At 72.8% G+C, this 15,521-nt stretch carries 13 protein-coding genes; 1 reads left to right on the top strand and 12 read right to left on the bottom strand.

Going from position 1 to position 15,521, the window contains the following annotated elements; genetic code table 11:
* Nucleotides 1-151 precede the first annotated feature (151 nt).
* The 3 genes from J3486_RS30560 to J3486_RS30550 all read right to left on the bottom strand — a co-directional run bounded on the left by J3486_RS30560 (nucleotide 152) and on the right by J3486_RS30550 (nucleotide 3,251).
* On the bottom strand, nucleotides 152-1,450 hold the full coding sequence (locus tag J3486_RS30560) for a ribonuclease D (protein ID WP_207826098.1): 1,299 nt from the start codon (nucleotides 1,448-1,450) through the stop codon (nucleotides 152-154).
* A gap of 109 nt (nucleotides 1,451-1,559) precedes the next feature.
* Nucleotides 1,560-2,222, bottom strand: coding sequence for a response regulator transcription factor (locus J3486_RS30555; RefSeq protein ID WP_188336336.1), 663 nt, complete (start codon nucleotides 2,220-2,222; stop codon nucleotides 1,560-1,562).
* 282 nt (nucleotides 2,223-2,504) lie between these two features.
* Entirely contained in the window at nucleotides 2,505-3,251 is a 747-nt protein-coding gene (locus tag J3486_RS30550) for a DUF3000 domain-containing protein (RefSeq protein ID WP_207826097.1), read from the bottom strand.
* 99 nt (nucleotides 3,252-3,350) lie between these two features.
* Between J3486_RS30550 and hemE the strand changes: the two genes are divergently transcribed.
* Nucleotides 3,351-4,418, top strand: a complete 1,068-nt coding sequence (gene hemE, locus J3486_RS30545; protein WP_207826095.1) for a uroporphyrinogen decarboxylase — start codon at nucleotides 3,351-3,353, stop codon at nucleotides 4,416-4,418.
* 13 nt (nucleotides 4,419-4,431) lie between these two features.
* On the opposite strand, the gene J3486_RS30540 is transcribed toward hemE, so the two are convergent.
* The 9 genes from J3486_RS30540 to J3486_RS30500 all read right to left on the bottom strand — a co-directional run bounded on the left by J3486_RS30540 (nucleotide 4,432) and on the right by J3486_RS30500 (nucleotide 15,505).
* Nucleotides 4,432-5,268: an endo alpha-1,4 polygalactosaminidase gene (locus tag J3486_RS30540; RefSeq protein WP_207826093.1), complete on the bottom strand. Its 837-nt coding sequence runs from the start codon at nucleotides 5,266-5,268 to the stop codon at nucleotides 4,432-4,434.
* Nucleotides 5,265-5,930 (bottom strand): spherulation-specific family 4 protein, encoded by a 666-nt coding sequence (locus tag J3486_RS30535; protein WP_207826090.1) that lies wholly within the window; start codon nucleotides 5,928-5,930, stop codon nucleotides 5,265-5,267. The genes J3486_RS30540 and J3486_RS30535 overlap by 4 nt, the downstream gene beginning before the upstream one ends.
* Nucleotides 5,927-6,838 carry an NAD(P)-dependent oxidoreductase gene (locus J3486_RS30530; protein ID WP_207826287.1) on the bottom strand — a complete coding sequence of 304 codons (912 nt, stop codon included), beginning with the start codon at nucleotides 6,836-6,838 and terminating at the stop codon, nucleotides 5,927-5,929. The genes J3486_RS30535 and J3486_RS30530 overlap by 4 nt, the downstream gene beginning before the upstream one ends.
* Nucleotides 6,839-6,846: 8 nt before the next feature.
* Nucleotides 6,847-7,560: a nucleotidyltransferase family protein gene (locus tag J3486_RS30525; RefSeq protein ID WP_207826088.1), complete on the bottom strand. Its 714-nt coding sequence runs from the start codon at nucleotides 7,558-7,560 to the stop codon at nucleotides 6,847-6,849.
* A 93-nt stretch (nucleotides 7,561-7,653) separates the two neighbouring features.
* On the bottom strand, nucleotides 7,654-8,655 hold the full coding sequence (locus J3486_RS30520; RefSeq protein WP_207826087.1) for a GDP-mannose 4,6-dehydratase: 1,002 nt from the start codon (nucleotides 8,653-8,655) through the stop codon (nucleotides 7,654-7,656).
* A gap of 86 nt (nucleotides 8,656-8,741) precedes the next feature.
* Complete coding sequence (locus tag J3486_RS30515) at nucleotides 8,742-10,208, bottom strand: hypothetical protein (RefSeq protein ID WP_207826086.1); 1,467 nt, start codon at nucleotides 10,206-10,208, stop codon at nucleotides 8,742-8,744.
* Nucleotides 10,205-11,671: a GT4 family glycosyltransferase PelF gene (gene pelF / locus J3486_RS30510; protein WP_207826085.1), complete on the bottom strand. Its 1,467-nt coding sequence runs from the start codon at nucleotides 11,669-11,671 to the stop codon at nucleotides 10,205-10,207. Before pelF ends, J3486_RS30515 begins: the two co-directional genes overlap by 4 nt.
* 49 nt (nucleotides 11,672-11,720) lie before the next feature.
* Nucleotides 11,721-13,739, bottom strand: a complete 2,019-nt coding sequence (locus tag J3486_RS30505; protein ID WP_229378851.1) for a hypothetical protein — start codon at nucleotides 13,737-13,739, stop codon at nucleotides 11,721-11,723.
* Between the two features lie 380 nt (nucleotides 13,740-14,119).
* Nucleotides 14,120-15,505 (bottom strand): FAD-dependent oxidoreductase, encoded by a 1,386-nt coding sequence (locus tag J3486_RS30500; protein ID WP_207826084.1) that lies wholly within the window; start codon nucleotides 15,503-15,505, stop codon nucleotides 14,120-14,122.
* Between the last annotated feature and the right edge of the window lie 16 nt (nucleotides 15,506-15,521).

Raw genomic sequence — 15,521 nt, 5'->3', positions numbered from 1 at the left:
CGGCGGGAGCGGCGAAGGTCACATCGGGGAAATGCGGCGCGCGGCGCCTGCATGCCAGGGGGCGCGGGGAACCGCGCGCCCGGCCCCCACCGAAGCCGCGGACATGCAAAACGCCCCCCGACCATGGATCGGGGGGCGCGACAACACCGGGTCAGCCCAGCGCAGCGACGAGCACAGGCGTGACCTGCTCCACCTGCCACCGCCGCGCCCCGTGCCCGGCCAGGGCCTGCGCGACGGACGCCGCGTCCACCGAGGCCGGCGGCTCCCAGCAGACCCGGCGCACGGTGTCCGGGGTGATCAGGTTCTCCTGCGGCATGTTCAGCGTCTCGGCGAGCGCCGTCACCGCAGCCCGCGCGGCGGACAGGCGTGCCGCGGCGGCCGGGTCCTTGTCGGCCCAGGCGCGCGGCGGCGGCGGCCCGGCGACCGGCTGGCCCGGCTGCGGCAGCTCGGCCTCGGGCAGCGCCCTGGCCCGGTCGACGGCGGCCTGCCACTGTTCCAGCTGGCGCCGGCCCATGCGGTTCCCGAACCCGGGAAGCGCGGTGAGCGCGTGCACATTGGGCGGCAGCGCGAGCGCGGCCTCGACGATCGCCGCGTCCCCGAGCACCTTGCCCGGCGAGACGTCGCGTCGCTGCGCGACCTTGTCCCGGGTCGTCCACAGCTCCCGTACGACCGCCATCTGCCGACGGCGCCGCACCTTGTGCATCCCGGAGGTCCGCCGCCACGGGTCCTTGCGGGGCGGCGCGGGCGGCGCCGAGGCGATGGCGTCGAACTCCTCCTGGGCCCACTCCAGCTTGCCCTGCCGGTCGAGCTCCTTCTCCAGCGCGTCGCGCAGATCGACGAGCAGCTCGACGTCGAGGGCCGCGTACCGCAGCCAGGGGTCGGGCAGCGGCCGTGTCGACCAGTCGACCGCCGAGTGCCCCTTCTCCAGTACGTAGCCCAGCACGTTCTCGACCATGGCGCCGAGGCCGACCCGGGGGAACCCGGCGAGCCGTCCGGCGAGTTCCGTGTCGAAGAGCCGCGAGGGGCGCATGCCTATTTCGCGCAGGCACGGCAGGTCCTGGGTGGCGGCGTGCAGATCCCACTCGGTGTCGGCCAGCGCGTCGCCGAGCGCGGACAGGTCGGGGCAGGCGACGGGGTCGATGAGCGCGGTGCCCGCACCCTCGCGGCGCAGCTGCACCAGATAGGCACGCTGCCCGTAGCGGTAGCCGGACGCGCGCTCGGCGTCGACGGCGACCGGTCCGGTGCCCGCGGCGAAGGCCGCGACCACATCGGCGAGCGCGGCCTCGTCGGCGATCACCGGCGGAATGCCCTCGCGCGGCTCCAGCAGCGGGATCGGCGCCCCGTCAGCAGTGACATCGTCGGCCGGAGGCTGGGACATCAGCGGCTGCCGCCGCGGGCCCCCGGTGGTGCGCAGTGAGCTGTCTGCTGCGGATTCTTGGGCGTCGGTCACCTGTCAAGGGTATCTGTGAACGGACGGCGCCCGTCGACGGAACGTTCCGTCGACGGGCGCTGAAGGTGCGTAAACCGGAAGGATCCGGCCAGGTGGCGATCGTTCGGGGTCAGTGGATGATTCCGGTGCGCAGGGCGACCGCCACCATCCCGGCGCGGTCACCCGTGCCGAGCTTGCGGGCGATCCGGGCGAGATGGCTCTTGACGGTCAGTGCGGACAGGCCCATCGAGACGCCGATGGCCTTGTTCGACTGGCCCTCGGCGACGAGCCGGAGCACCTCGACCTCACGGCCGGAGAGCTCGCGGTAGCCGCCCGGGTGGCTCGGGGCACCCGGGGGGCGGCGGTGCATACGGGCGGCCGCGGAACCGATCGGGGCGGCGCCCGGCCGGGTCGGCATGCCCACATTGGTGCGGGTACCGGTGACGACATAGCCCTTCACACCGCCCGCCAGGGCGTTGCGTACGGCGCCGATGTCGTCGGCGGCGGAGAGGGCCAGCCCGTTGGGCCAGCCCGCGGCTCGGGTTTCGGAGAGAAGCGTCAGTCCTGACCCGTCGGGGAGGTGGACGTCGGCGACGCAGATGTCACGGGGGTTGCCGATGCGGGGACGAGCCTCCGCGACGGACGAGGCCTCGATCACGTCACGCACACCGAGGGCCCAGAGATGACGGGTCACGGTGGAACGGACGCGCGGGTCGGCCACGACGACCATCGCGGTCGGCTTGTTCGGGCGGTAGGCGACCAGGCTTGAGGGCTGCTCGAGGAGAACGGACACCAGGCCTCCTGGGGTGCGGGACGGAGCCGGCTCGGGGATGAAGCCGGGACGAACCGTGCTTTCAAGGTCACTGGCTTCTTCGGCAGCAAACCCGCCCGCCTTTAGAGAAAGATCACGATTTGGTGAGTAACAATTCACGCAATTCGGACAGGCGATCGACGATCCGAAGATCGAACCGAATAGAAGCCCCGTAAGAGGGAGGTGTCCCGGGGGTGGAAGAGACATGAAAAAGGGGCGGTGCGGCCGACGCGGCCGAAAACCGCCCCCTGATACAGCGGGGTTTCAGTGGGTCTGTGGGCCCCGGCGCTGCGGAAGCGTCACCACGGCGCCGTCAGTGCCCTGAGATCCGGCGGGGGCGGGCGGCAGTCCCGCGATCTGGCACAGCAACTCGCACCACGCGGCGAGGTGCGCCGCCGTGTCCGGCACCCCGCCCAGACCCTCCCGCGGCGTCCACGACGCACGGATCTCGATCTGCGAGGCGGCCGGGCGGTCCCCGATCCCCCCGAAGTAGTGCGAACTCGCGCGGGTGACCGTGCCCGACGGCTCCCCGTAGGACAGGCCCCGCGTCTGCAGTGCGCCGGTCAGCCACGACCAGCACACGTCGGGCAGCAGCGGGTCGGCCGCCATCTCCGGTTCCAGTTCCGCGCGCACCAGCGTCACCAGCCGGAACGTGCCGTGCCACGCCTCGTGCCCCGCCGGGTCGTGCAGCAGGACCAGGCGGCCGTCGGCCAGCGCCTCGTCCTCGTCCGCGGGATCCACGACCGTGGCTTCGAGCGCGTGCGCGAAGGGGGCCAGGCGCTGCGGCGCGCGCGTGGGGTCGATCTCGATCTCGGGGCGCAGCCGCGCGGTGCGCAGCGCCTCGACCGCCGCACGAAAAGCGTGGGGGGCGGCGGGCGCCGTGCCGGCGGTCTCGTCCTTCTTCTGTGCAGCGTTCATGTCCCGAGCGTTCTGCCCCTCCCGCACCGATTCACTCATCCCGTTCGAGTCGTCGCGCCGGCCGTCCGGCCGGCGCTCCTGAGCCGCAGCCATGCGGGGAAGGTTAAGGGGAACGGGCGCCCGGCGCGGGTAAGGACACCCGGCGCCGAGGCCGTTGCCGCCGTACCGCCCGGCCGTGCGAAACTCTCCGGTGTGAGTGCCAACACCGAGGCCACGGGCCAGCAGCCGTCAGCGACATACGATTCCGCCTTCCTCAAGGCGTGCAGGCGCGAGCCCGTGCCGCACACCCCGGTGTGGTTCATGCGACAGGCGGGCCGGTCGCTGCCCGAGTACCACAAGGTGCGCGAGGGCATTCCCATGCTGGAGTCGTGCACGCGGCCCGAGCTCGTCGCCGAGATCACGATGCAGCCGGTGCGCCGCCACAAGGTCGACGCCGCCATCTACTTCAGCGACATCGTCGTCCCGCTCAAGGCCATCGGCATCGACCTCGACATCAAGCCCGGTGTCGGCCCGGTCGTCGCCGACCCGATCCGCTCGCGCGCCGACCTGGCGCAGCTGCGCGATCTGACCCCGGACGACGTCTCGTACGTCACCGAGGCCATCGGCCTGCTCACGGCCGAGCTCGGTTCGACGCCGCTCATCGGCTTCGCCGGCGCGCCGTTCACGCTCGCCAGCTATCTCGTGGAGGGCGGCCCGTCCCGCAACCACGAGAACACCAAGGCCCTCATGTACGGCGACCCGCAGCTCTGGGCCGACCTGCTCGACCGGCTCGCCGAGATCACCTCCGCGTTCCTGAAGGTGCAGATCGAAGCGGGCGTCAGCGCCGTGCAGCTCTTCGACTCGTGGGTCGGCGCCCTGTCACCCGCCGACTACCGCCGCTGCGTCATGCCCGCCTCGGAGAAGGTCTTCCGGTCGGTGGAGTCGTACGGCATCCCGCGCATCCACTTCGGTGCCGGCACCGGTGAGCTGCTCGGCCTCATGGGCGAGGCCGGCGCGGACGTCGTCGGCGTCGACTGGCGCGTCCCGCTCGACGAGGCCGCCCGCCGCGTCGGCCCCGGCAAGGCGCTGCAGGGCAACCTCGACCCGGCGATCCTCTTCACCACCCCCGAGGCGGTCGAGGAGAAGGCCCGCGAGGTGCTCGACGCGGCGGCGAACCTCGAAGGCCACGTGTTCAACCTCGGGCACGGCGTGCTGCCGTCCACCGACCCGGACGCGCTCACCCGCCTCGTGGAGTACGTGCACACGCAGACCGCCCGCTGATCTCCCGCCGGTATCAGCAGGGCCTGCGCCAGACCCCCAGCTTCAGCTTCTTGCGCATGGAGGAGAGCCCGAGGCGTTTCGCCTCGGCGCAGAAGCGGGAGTTGGGGAGCGCGTATTCGACGTGGAACACCGCCTTGCGCGCCTTGACGAACGGGGTGAGCGCGGCGCACTCGTGGTACTGCGCGCACTCCTCGTTCACGGCGAAGTCGAAGTCCCGTACGAGCGCGGGGACCTGGTCCACATCGTTCTTCAGCCCGACGGACAGGCCGCGCGCGTGGGCGAGGCGGGCCACCATCCGGTTGAAGGCCAGCTGGTGGCGGGCGGTCAGCGGGAACCCGGTGCGGTTGGCGTAGCCGTCCAGCAGATCGGGCTCGACCGCGTCGAAGCCCTTCGCGCGGCACATGTCGAAGCGGCGGGCCAGGATCGGCCCCAGGACGTCGAGCCGGCGGATGTCGAGCCAGCGCTCGCCCGCCCAGCCGTTCGTCCGGCCCAGCACCCGCTTCGGGTACGCGCCCTTGTCCGGGCGGAAGTCCTCCCAGGCGCCCGCGTTCACGTAACAGATGACGCGGCGGCCCGCCCGGTGCAGACGGGCCACGTCGGCGGCCGTGTTCTCGAAGCCGTCGATGTCGTAGACGGGCACATCGACGGACGGGTCCACGCGCCCGTCGAGCTGCCACTGCCACGGCGTGCCCGGGCGGGGCTGCCAACGGGTGGTGTGACGGGGGCCCTGCGCGCTCACGTCACCGCCTCCGCTCCCGGTACCCGCCCCTGTCCTGCCCCCGGGCGTGCACGCGGTGAGCGTGAGCAGCAGTGCGGCCAGCGGCACGGCGGGGCGCAGGGCGCGTCTCATCGGCCCTCCTCCCTCGAGAAGCCCGGGGGCCGGTTCCACGGATTGGGTCCGGCGCCGGGCGCCGCGCAGTGCACGGCGGCGCCGCGGCGCAGGGCCGTCCGGGCGGCGAGCCGGGTCAGGGACGGCGGCACCCCGTAGACCAGATGACAGAAGCGGTCGGGGGAGTGCCGGCCCGCCCAGGGCGGCGCGTCGAAGGACCGCAGATACGTCGACCAGTGGCCCTCGAACGTGACCAGCAGATCGGCGAGGCGGGCGTAGCCGGACGCCGCCGGGTGCACGCCCGGATTGAGCACGACCGTCGACGCCCCGCGGGCCCGTGCCGAGTGGACCAGGCGCCGGGTGCGGCGCAGATCGGACCGGCCCGGGGCGACGCGGTCGAAGAAGCAGCCGTCGACCGCGTACCAGTCGAGGTGGCGCGACACGTCGTCGGCGACCGGCGCGGGCTCCCGGTCCCCGTACGCCGTGTCGACATAGCCGAGGACCCGTACCCCGACCTCGCGCAGCGCGCGCGAGGCCGCGGCGAAGGCGGGGTCGGGGGCGATGCCCGGACCGTCCGCCGCGTTGAGGACCACCCCGTACAGCTGGGGCGCGGCGGCGACCAGCGCCTGCCAGGCCGCAGGGTCCGCGGCCGGATGGACGTACATCGGTACGAGCTGGGTCATCTGGGCTCCCGGGCCAGAGTGCCGTCCGCCGCCCACAGCGCGGCGAGCGACCCGTGCAGGGTGTGCTCCGGACGCCATCCCAACTCCCGCGCCGCCAGGCTGATCCGGGCGCACTGCCAGGGGACGGTGGCGGAGCGGCCGACGGCCCCCCGGGTCTCCTCGATGCGGCCTCGGAATCCGGAGGCGCGGATGAGGCCGTGGGCGAGGTCGCGGACGGGGACGGCGTGGCCGCTGCCGATGTTGAGCAGGGGTGGCAGGGGTCCGGGGGCGGTCAGGGCGAGGGCGGTGGCTGTGGCCACGTCGCGTACGTCGATGAAGTCGCGGTGTGCGGAGAGGTTGCCGACGTGGATGGTGCCGTGTGGGTCGTGGTGCAGGGCGGTGCGTAGTTCGGCGGTGAGTCGGCCGGGCAGTCCGGCGGTGGGGGCGCCCGGGCCGACCGGGTTGGTCACGCGGAGGACTACTGCGTCGAGGCCGGAGCCGGTGACGGCGAGGGTGCCTGTCAGTTTGGTGGCGCCGTACAGGGAGACCGGGCCGGCCGGGGCGTCCTCGGGTGTGCTTTCGCCGAGGATCGTCGGGCCGTACTCGGCGGCGGAGCCGAGATGGACCAGGCGCGCGGCGGGCGCCGCGCTGTGCAGGGCCTCACAAAGGGTCGCGGGGCCACGGGAGTTGGCCTCGACGAGCGTGAGCGCGGAGCCGCCGACCACGCCGACGCAGTTCACGACGGCGTCGGGCGCGGCCCACTCCAGCAGGTCCGCGAGCGTGCTCGGGGCGACATGGGCGAGGTCGACTCGGACGTCGTCGTCGGGAGAGCGTCCGCCGGTGAGCAGCCGCACGCCCGGCAGGGCGCGCAGCCGCTCGGCGATGTGCCCGCCCAGGTATCCGGTGGAGCCCAGGACGAGGATGCGCACGGGATCCGTCACGCTCCCTTCAGCAGGAGGGAACGGTGCGTGGTGAACTCGGCGTTGGCCCGGTCGTAGTCGTCGGGGCGGCCGATGTCGAGCCAGTATCCGTCGAAGTTGTGGGCGCGGGGCGGAGTTTCGGACTTGAGCAGGTCGATGACGAGTTCGTCGAAGCCGAGGGGGAGTCCCGGGGTGTACGGGGCGAGCGTCTCGCGCGAGACGCCGTACACGCCCATCGAGACCCGGTAGTCCATGCGCGGCTTCTCGGTGAAGGCGACGACGCGGGAGTTGTCGGTGGTGAGGACTCCGAAGTCGATGTGGACTTGGCGGGCGTAGGTGGCGATGGTGAGGGGTGCGTCGGATTGCTGGTGGCCGTGGAGGACGGCGGCGAAGTCGAGGTCGGTGAGGATGTCGCCGTTCATGACGAGGAAGTGTTCGGGGAGGCGGTCCATCATGGTGAGCAGGGGGCCCATGGTGCCCAGGGGGCTGTCTTCGGTGGCGTAGCCGACGCGCAGGCCCCAGCGGGCGCCGTTGCCGACGTAGGCGCGGATGATGTGGCCGAGGTGGCCGATGGCGATGGTGACGGTGGTGAAGCCGGCGGCGGCGAGTTGGCGGAGCACGATTTCGAGGATGGCGTGCTGGTCGCCGATGGGGACGAGGGGTTTGGGCAGGGCGGTGGTGTAGGGGCGCAGGCGGACGCCTTTGCCTCCGGCGAGGATGACGGCGTGCATGGGTTCGGGCTCCCTTGGTCGGTGGGCCGGGGTGTGGTGCGGGTCGTGTGCCGGTCTGGTGGGGCGGGTGCGACCCGGCGTCCGAAGCGGGGGTCAGATGTTGTAGATGTCGGTCTTGTAGCGGGCGAGGTTGGCGGGGTCGCTGAAGAAGGTGGCGGTGTGGGTGAGGCCTTCTTCGAGGGTGTGGGCGGGTTCCCAGCCGGTGGCGTGGTGCAGGCGGGTGGCGTCGGCGATCAGGCGCATGACTTCGGAGCCGGTGGGGCGGACGCGTTGGTCGTCCTCGTGGATGTCCAGGTCGGTGTTCATGACTTTGCCGATGAGGCGGACCAGGTCGCCGATGGAGATCTCGGTGCCGGTGCCGGCGTTGAAGGTGCGGCCGGCGACCTGGTCCAGGGGTGCGGTGCCGACGGCGAGGAAGGCGCGGGCGGTGTCCTCGACGTAGGTGAAGTCGCGGGTGGGGCGCAGGTCGCCGAGGGTGATGCGGCGGGATCCTGCGGCGATCTGGCCGATCACGGTGGGGATGACGGCGCGCATGGACTGGCGGGGGCCGTAGGTGTTGAAGGGGCGCAGGGTGATGACGGGGGTGTCGAAGGAGGCGTGGTAGCTGTCGGCGAGGCGGTCGCCGCCGGCTTTGGAGGCGGCGTAGGGGGACTGGGTGTTGATGGGGTGGTCCTCGGTGATGGGGACGGTCTGTGCGGTGCCGTAGGTCTCGCTGGTGGAGGTGTGGACGAGGCGGGGGGTGCCGAGTTGGCGGACGGCTTCGAGGACGTTGAGGGTGCCGGTGATGTTGGTGTCGACGTAGCTGTGGGGGGCGCGGTAGGAGTAGGGGATGGCGATGAGGGCGGCGAGGTGGTAGGCGGTTTCGGCGTCTTGGAGGAGGTCGCGTACGGAGCCGGGGTCGCGGACGTCGCCGAGGACGATGTCGACTTCCGCGAGGGTTTCGGGTGGGAGGGTCTCCAGCCAGCCGTAGCTGGAGAAGGAGTTGTACTGGGCCATCGCGCGGACGCGGTGGCCGGTGGCGACGAGGGCTTCGGTGAGGTGGGAGCCGATGAAGCCCTCGGCTCCGGTGACGGCGACAAGGGGTGCCGTGGTCATGGGTACTCCAGGGTGCTGGAACGGATGGTGAGGGATGCGGTGGTGAGGGGATGGGCGGGGGCCGGGCCCAGGAGCGCGCGGTGTTGTCAGGCGTGTGCGGTCGGGACGCCCAGGTGGCGTACCGCCAGAGCCAGCAGGAGACAGGCCGCCGCCGCGGTGCTCAGCGGCGCCGGCAGGACGAGCGCCGACGCGGCGGCCGCGCCGGTGAGCGCCGCCGGTGTCCAGGCCGCACCGAACGCCTGCATCAGCAGCGCCGACCACAACACGGCGCCCAGGGCGAGGAGTTCGGCGACCGGGCTCGATATGGCGAGCGCGCCCCCGGCCAGGGCGGTGAGATACACGGCCTCGCAGAGCAGGAGCGCGCGGGTGGCGCGCAGCAGGAAGCCTCCGGGGGTGGTGGAGGCGTGCAGGGCGGACACGGCGAGGCCGCGGTAGTGGTGCAGGAGCCATTCGGCCGGGCCCATGCTCAGGGTCAACACCACGACGGCATAGGGGTGTTCACGTCCGGCGAGCAGGGTGAGGATGCCGGCGGCCAGGCCGAACAGGCCGTACGGGAGCGAGGCCCGCAGCGGCGGTCGCGGGCCCTCGACCGCGGGTACGGGCGCCCGCAGCGCGGTACGTATCGTGTGCGCCGCCGCGGCGATCGCCAGGGCCAGGGTGAGCAGTGTGAGGCCGGTCCGCAGGGCGCCCGGCGGATGCCACCGGACCAACGCCGCCGCGCCCGCCGCGACCGGGGCGAGCGCCCCCGCCAGCAGGCGCTCCCTGCCGAACACGAGGAGCACGCCCGCCGCCGCGAGATACGCAGACTGCGCCGCGGCGAACAGCGCGCCGGGGCCGGGACCCGCCACCGCGAGCCCGGCGCCCGTCGCCGTCGCCGCGCCGAGCGGGGCGCCGATCAGCAGGGTGCGGGCCGCCGCCCGGCGGCCGCTGACGAGACGCACGTACGCACGGTGGCTCAGCGCCTGGGTCCACGCCCACGAGACCAGTGCGGCGGCGATCAGCCCGTGCAGGCCCGCCGTGGTCCGCCAGGCGCCGGCGGCCAGGAGATAGGCGGCGCCGGGCAGCGCGAAGAGCAGGCCGCGCAGCGCGCAGCGCAGGTGGTCCGGGCGCCAGGGATTGACGGGGAGCGGCGGCGCCGGGGGGTCGCGGGGGACCCGGTGGTAGACGGCCTCCGCGAGCGTGAACAGGTCGGGGTGGCCGTAGGTGTCGCGGATACGGTCGGCCGTCATGCCCTGGGCCTCCAGCAGGGCGGCCACCTCGTACGGGTGGACGGCTGCCGCGACGACGTCGGCCAGGGATGCGGCCAGGTCGTTCACCGGGTCGTCGGGGCGGGCCAGGCGCAGGGTCGTGGTGGGCTGGTCGGTGCGGGGGGAGGGGGCCGCCCCCGCCGTCGTCCGGGTGAGGGAGGGCGCCCCCGCCGTACCGTCCCGCCCCGAGACCGGGGACTGCGTCCCCGGACCCCTCTTGGTACGTGGCCGGGTGCGGATCGTGGTCCGTCCTCGCGCGGTTCCCCGTGCCCCTTCGGGGCGCTCCAGGTCCAGGGGGCCGCTCATGCCGCCACCCCGGCCGACCGCGGGCCGCCCGCGCCCAGTTCCTCGTAGATGCCGCGGAACGCTTCCACGGTCTGCCGCAGTGTGAACTGTTCGATCACCCGCAGGCGGGCCGCCTCGCCCATCGCCGCCCTGCGCGGGCCGTCGGAGAGGAGCTCCAGGGCCGCCCGCGCCATCGCCTGCGGGTCGCGGGGCGGGACGACCAGGCCGGTCGGGCCGACCGCCTCGCGGACCCCGCCGACGTCCGTGGAGACGGTGGCGCGGCCGCACGACATCGCCTCGATGAGCGTGAACGGAAAGCCCTCGCTGATGCTGGAGAGCATCACGACGTTGCCCGCCGCGTAGGCGTCCTTGATGTGTTCCACGCGGCCCTCGAAACGCACCGCGTCGCCGACGCCGAGGGAGGCCGCCAGTGCCTCGCAGCGTTCCCGGTACCCCTCGCCGCCCCGTGGAGTGCCGCCGAACAGCCTCAACTGCGCGTCGGTGACGTTCTGTTGGACCACGGCGAACGCGCGGATCAGCGTCTCCAGGTCCTTGATCGGGTCGACCCGGCCGGCCCAGCTGAGCGTGGGACGCTCCGGTTCGGGGCCGGCCGGCGGGAACGCCGCCGGGTCCACGCCGTTGTAGACCGTGCGGATCAGCGCCGGATCGGCGCCGCCCCGCTCCTCCCACAGCCGGTTGTAGCGATTGCCGGGAGTGATCAGCGCGGCCCTGCGGTACGTCTCCTCGGCGAGCAGCCGGAAGAAGCCCAGCAGCAGCGCCTTCACCGGCCAGGCGTACGGGCCCGTCCGGTAGCCCAGATAGCGCTCGCGCAGATACACCCCGTGCTCGGTCAAGAGCAGCGGCACGCCATGGAGTTGACGGGCCATCAGGCCCGGGAGGGCCGCGATGCCGCCACTCACCGCGTGTGCGACGCCGTGCTCGGGCGGGCGTGCGGCCAGAGGGCGCAGGGCGTGTTCCAGCAGGGTCGTCGCGGTGACCGCGTCGTGCAGGGTGGGGCGGGCCGCGGCGACGTCGAGGCCGGGCCGGTTCCACACCGCCGCCAGGACCTGCACCGCCGCGTCCCCGCGCAGCATCGGCGAGAGCGTGCCGGCGCGGGCGTGCCGGCCCAGTTCGTACAGGGCGGGGGAGAAGTCGTCCTCCGCCGCCGGTTCGAGGAGGGCCGTGACGAACTGCTCGTAGACGGTGAGGAGTCGGCGGAGCGGGCGGCCGAGCGGGGGCCTGCCCTGCGGTGCCGGGCCCCACATGGGCAGCACCGTCGGCGCCGACACGTGCGGGGGCAGTTCCCAGGCGAGGGACTCGCGGCCGGTGCCGGTGACCGCGAGCACGTCGAAGCGGACGTCGGGCATGCCGGAGACGAGCTGGTCGCACCAGACGCTGACGCCGCCGTGGCTGTGCGGATAGGTGCCTTCGGTCAGCAGGGTGACATGAGGGCCGGAACGTAACGGATACGGGACTTCGGGCATGGTGGGGCTCCGCGGGCGTTCGTTACGGATGTGGGGGCGGAGTGCGGGATCAGGCGGGCAGGTTCAGCGTCACGGCGTTCTGGGAGACGTCCGGTGACACCCAGCCCGACGTTCTGCCCGCATAGGTGGAGCCGAAGTCCTGTGTTCCTGCGGTGAGTTGCTGGACCGTGCCGGTCGGCGCCGTCGCCGTGACCGCGACGCCGTCGGGCGCCCGCACCGTCACCGAGGTGCCGATCCGGTAGGCGGTCACCGTGCCGTTGTCCACCGCGGAGTGCCACGCGGCCCGCCGCTTCATCTCCCTGCCGATGTCCGCCATCGGCAGGTTCACCACGGGGACGGCGGAGGTGAACAGCGAGGCGTAGGTGTCCAGTACGCCGTTCAGGACCGGGTAGGCGATACGGTCCTCGGCGAAGTTCGACTGGTGGACGAAGTGCGGGCGCGGGTCGTTGGACAGCACGTGGCCGAGCGCCGTCCTCGTCTCCAGCGGCACGATGTACGAGGCGTAGCCGGTCGCCGTGTCCAGCGGGGCGTCCAGGCAGGTCGTGGTCGTCGAACCCTCGCAGATGCCGCTGCCGCCGTCCGCCTTCGAGGTGTAGATCCAGTTGTACTCGTCGACCTCGTCGGTCGCCCTGCCCGCGTTGTAGAAGACGTTCATGGGGTGGCGCGGCACGGTCAGGGCCGGGCCGACCTGCCGCTGGGCCGGGTCGCGTGAGGCGTCCGAACCGAGCGACGTGATGCCGTTCGCCGTGAGGGCGGGCACCAGGTTCGGGTTGTCGTCCGGCTGCTGGGGCAGGACGCGCAGGCCCGAGTGCTCACCGGTCACCAACTCGGCGTCGTTCAGGGCGAGTCCGTTGCGGTCGCCCCACTCCCGGTTGTCGGAGATCTGCTGGGAGATCTCCGCCGTCGACACGTACCGCGTGGAGCCGTCGGCGTTCGTCGCGCACTTCCAGGGCACGACGGTGACGTCCTGCACACAGCCGAGGAAGGGGTGGTTGTAGGTGTGGTTGACCCAGCGGAAGTCCGCCTTGTCGGCGACGAGCCGGTCGGCGAGCGCGTCCGAGCCGCCGTTCTCCTCCCGGTACAGCTCGCTGCCGCCGCCGTTGTAGACCAGGTCGAGGGTGAACCCGCGCTGCCGCGACCACCCGGCGGCGTACGTGGCGTCGGCCGCCGTCATCCGGATGTCGTCCGGGGTGCCCTCCCCGGGCGGGCAGTCCACGTCGCCCGGCGTGCAGTTGAGCGTGGAGTCCCAGCGGTCGTCCGCCGCGAACACGTCGTCGACGTGCACCGCGAAGTAGTTGCGCGAGGCGCCCAGACGCACGCCCTGCGTCATCCAGTCGACGATGCCGCGCGCGAGCAGCCGGAACTGCTGCTGGTACTCGTTGTAGACGAACGTGACGACGAGCTCGCGGCGCCCGTCGTGCCGCAACTCGCCGACCAGGGAGCCCCGTTCGCCCGTCCCGGGGATCGCCGCGTCCACGTACGGGGTGAAGTCGGCGCCCTCGGCGGGCCGGGCCAGGAAGCCGTAACTCTCGTCCACCGAGGGCGAGTTGTCCTCGAACGGCACCGAGCCCGCCAGATACCCGAAGGGCCCGGATCTCCCCGCGTCGGTGACCGCGGCCGCGGTGCCGTCCAGGGGGCCACTGAACCCGGGCGGCTGCAGACCCACGTCGGCCCGCGCGTACGTGTACGCGTCGACCTGCGGGATCGCATACGTACGCTCGTAGTCGGCGAGCGCCGTCGCCTCCGCCGAGCCGGCGCCGAACGGGTTGTCGTCGGGCAGGACGACCGCCTGGAACCTGGCCCGCGGCCGCCCGTCGACGGTGTCGGCGAGGAACGCCGCGTCGATCACCGGACGGTCCGCCCGTCTGAGGTCCAGCGTCGTGAACGGCGTTCCCTGGCTGGTGAGTTCGGCCGTGAGCGCGGCGGTGGCCGGGCCGCCGTCGGTCACCACCAGAACCCGCAGATCGATGCGCGGCTGCTCGTCCGCCGCCGCCCCGGTCACGGGCGGCGCGAGCGCAAGGAGCAGAGCGCCGGCGCCGAGAGCCGCCGCTCGTGCAGAGCGTTTCATGTGGTTGTGGTCCCCTCCCGGTGCGCACCCGACGGCTCCCCACCGTCGTGCGCCCGCCCCCCAGCGGCACGCCCACGGGTCGCAGTCCGTGTTCGTGCCGCTCTGACGCGTCACATAGTGAGGCGCCATCAGGGGCTGTGTGCGGATTCTGTGAAACCTGGCGGAAAAGGGATGGCAACGAGTAAGTGGTGCTGCCGGTCGCCCTCGGGGGTGCCGGGCTTCGCCGGAGCGAAGGGTTCTATGGCGGCGCAGCCGCTCAGCGCGCTGGGTGCTCCTTACACGTTTCATGGCGGAGTTGAACCGGTAACCGCTTCCACCTGGGGATTCGAATCGGCCACCGGCACAGGGCGCCCTGTGGCCACCCTGTGCGCGAGCAAGCGCTATCCCTGCGCCCGGACCGCCGCCACCGCCTTGCGCGCCGCTACGAGCACCGGGTCCCACACGGGCGAGAACGGCGGGGCGTAGCCCAGGTCCAGCGCCGTCATCTGCTCCACCGTCATCCCCGCGGTCAGCGCGACCGCCGCCACGTCGACCCGCTTCGCGGCGCCCTCACGGCCCACGATCTGCACCCCGAGCAGCCGTCCGGTGCGCCGCTCGGCGAGCATCTTCACCGTCATCAGGGCGGCCCCGGGGTAGTACCCCGCCCGGCTCGTCGACTCGATGGTGGCCGTCACGTACTGGAGCCCGGCCCGGCGCGCGTCCTTCTCGCGCAGACCGGTCCGCGCGATCTCCAGGTCGCACACCTTGCTGACCGCCGTGCCGACGACCCCGGGGAACGTGCCGTACCCCCCGCCCACGTTCGACCCGATGATCTGCCCGTGCTTGTTGGCGTGCGTGCCGAGCGCGATGTGCCGCTCGCGTCGCGACACCAGGTCGAGGACCTCGACGCAGTCGCCGCCCGCCCAGATGACCCCTCCTGCGACGGGTCCGCGCACCCGCATCGACAGGTCCGTGAGCAGCCCGCCGTACGCGCCGAGCGGCAGTCCCGCGGCCCGGGCCAGCGAGGTCTCGGGTGTCACGCCGATGCCCAGCACCACGACGTCCGCCGGGAATTCGTCGTCCTGAGTTGCCACGGCCCGCACCCGCCCGTCGTCCCCGGTGAGGATCTTCGTGACCTCGGCGCCGGCGACCATCCTGATGCCCATACCGGTCATCGCCTCGCGCACCAGCCGGCCCATGTCCGCGTCCAGCGTCGACATCGGCTCGGCCCCGCGGTGCACGACCGTCACCTCGTACCCGCGGTGCACCAGCGCCTCGGCCATCTCGACCCCGATGTAACCGGCGCCCACGACCACCGCTCTGGTGCCGCGAGCCGCGTGCAGCGTGTCGAGCAGCGCCTGCCCGTCGTCGAGCGTCTGCACCCCGTGCACCCCCGCCGCGTCGATCCCCGGCAGCTCGGGCCGGACCGGGCGGGCGCCCGTCGCGATCACGAGCTTGTCGTACGACGTCCAGGACTCGGCCCCGCTGTCGACGTCACGGGCCCGCACCCGCCGCCCCTCGGCGTCGATCTCCACGACCTCGGTCCGCATCCGCAGATCGATGTCCCGCGCCCGGTGCTCCTCGGGCGACCGCGCGATCAGGTCGTCCCGCTCGCCGACCTCGCCGCCCACCCAGTACGGGATCCCGCACGCCGAGTACGAGGTGAAGTGCCCCCGCTCGAACGCCACGATCTCCAGCTCGTCCGGGCCCTTCAGGCGGCGTGCCTGGGACGCGGCGGACATGCCCGCCGCGTCGCCGCCGATCACCACAAGTCGCTCAGCAGTCATGGGCCCACGCTACGTG

This window comes from Streptomyces sp. VRA16 Mangrove soil (assembly GCF_017377775.1).
GTDB lineage: Bacteria > Actinomycetota > Actinomycetes > Streptomycetales > Streptomycetaceae > Streptomyces.
Note: the sequence above shows the minus strand (reverse complement) of the source record. Positions and strands in the feature narration are given on the sequence as shown.

Coding starts and splice junctions, on each gene's coding strand:
- J3486_RS30515 (WP_207826086.1), bottom strand. CDS start 10,208: ATGAGCGGCCCCCTGGACCTGGAGCGCCCCGAAGGGGCACGGGGAACC.
- J3486_RS30520 (WP_207826087.1), bottom strand. CDS start 8,655: ATGACCACGGCACCCCTTGTCGCCGTCACCGGAGCCGAGGGCTTCATC.
- J3486_RS30540 (WP_207826093.1), bottom strand. CDS start 5,268: ATGAGACGCGCCCTGCGCCCCGCCGTGCCGCTGGCCGCACTGCTGCTC.
- J3486_RS30505 (WP_229378851.1), bottom strand. CDS start 13,739: ATGAAACGCTCTGCACGAGCGGCGGCTCTCGGCGCCGGCGCTCTGCTC.
- J3486_RS30500 (WP_207826084.1), bottom strand. CDS start 15,505: ATGACTGCTGAGCGACTTGTGGTGATCGGCGGCGACGCGGCGGGCATG.
- J3486_RS30525 (WP_207826088.1), bottom strand. CDS start 7,560: ATGCACGCCGTCATCCTCGCCGGAGGCAAAGGCGTCCGCCTGCGCCCC.
- pelF (WP_207826085.1), bottom strand. CDS start 11,671: ATGCCCGAAGTCCCGTATCCGTTACGTTCCGGCCCTCATGTCACCCTG.
- J3486_RS30535 (WP_207826090.1), bottom strand. CDS start 5,930: ATGACCCAGCTCGTACCGATGTACGTCCATCCGGCCGCGGACCCTGCG.
- J3486_RS30550 (WP_207826097.1), bottom strand. CDS start 3,251: ATGGCTGCGGCTCAGGAGCGCCGGCCGGACGGCCGGCGCGACGACTCG.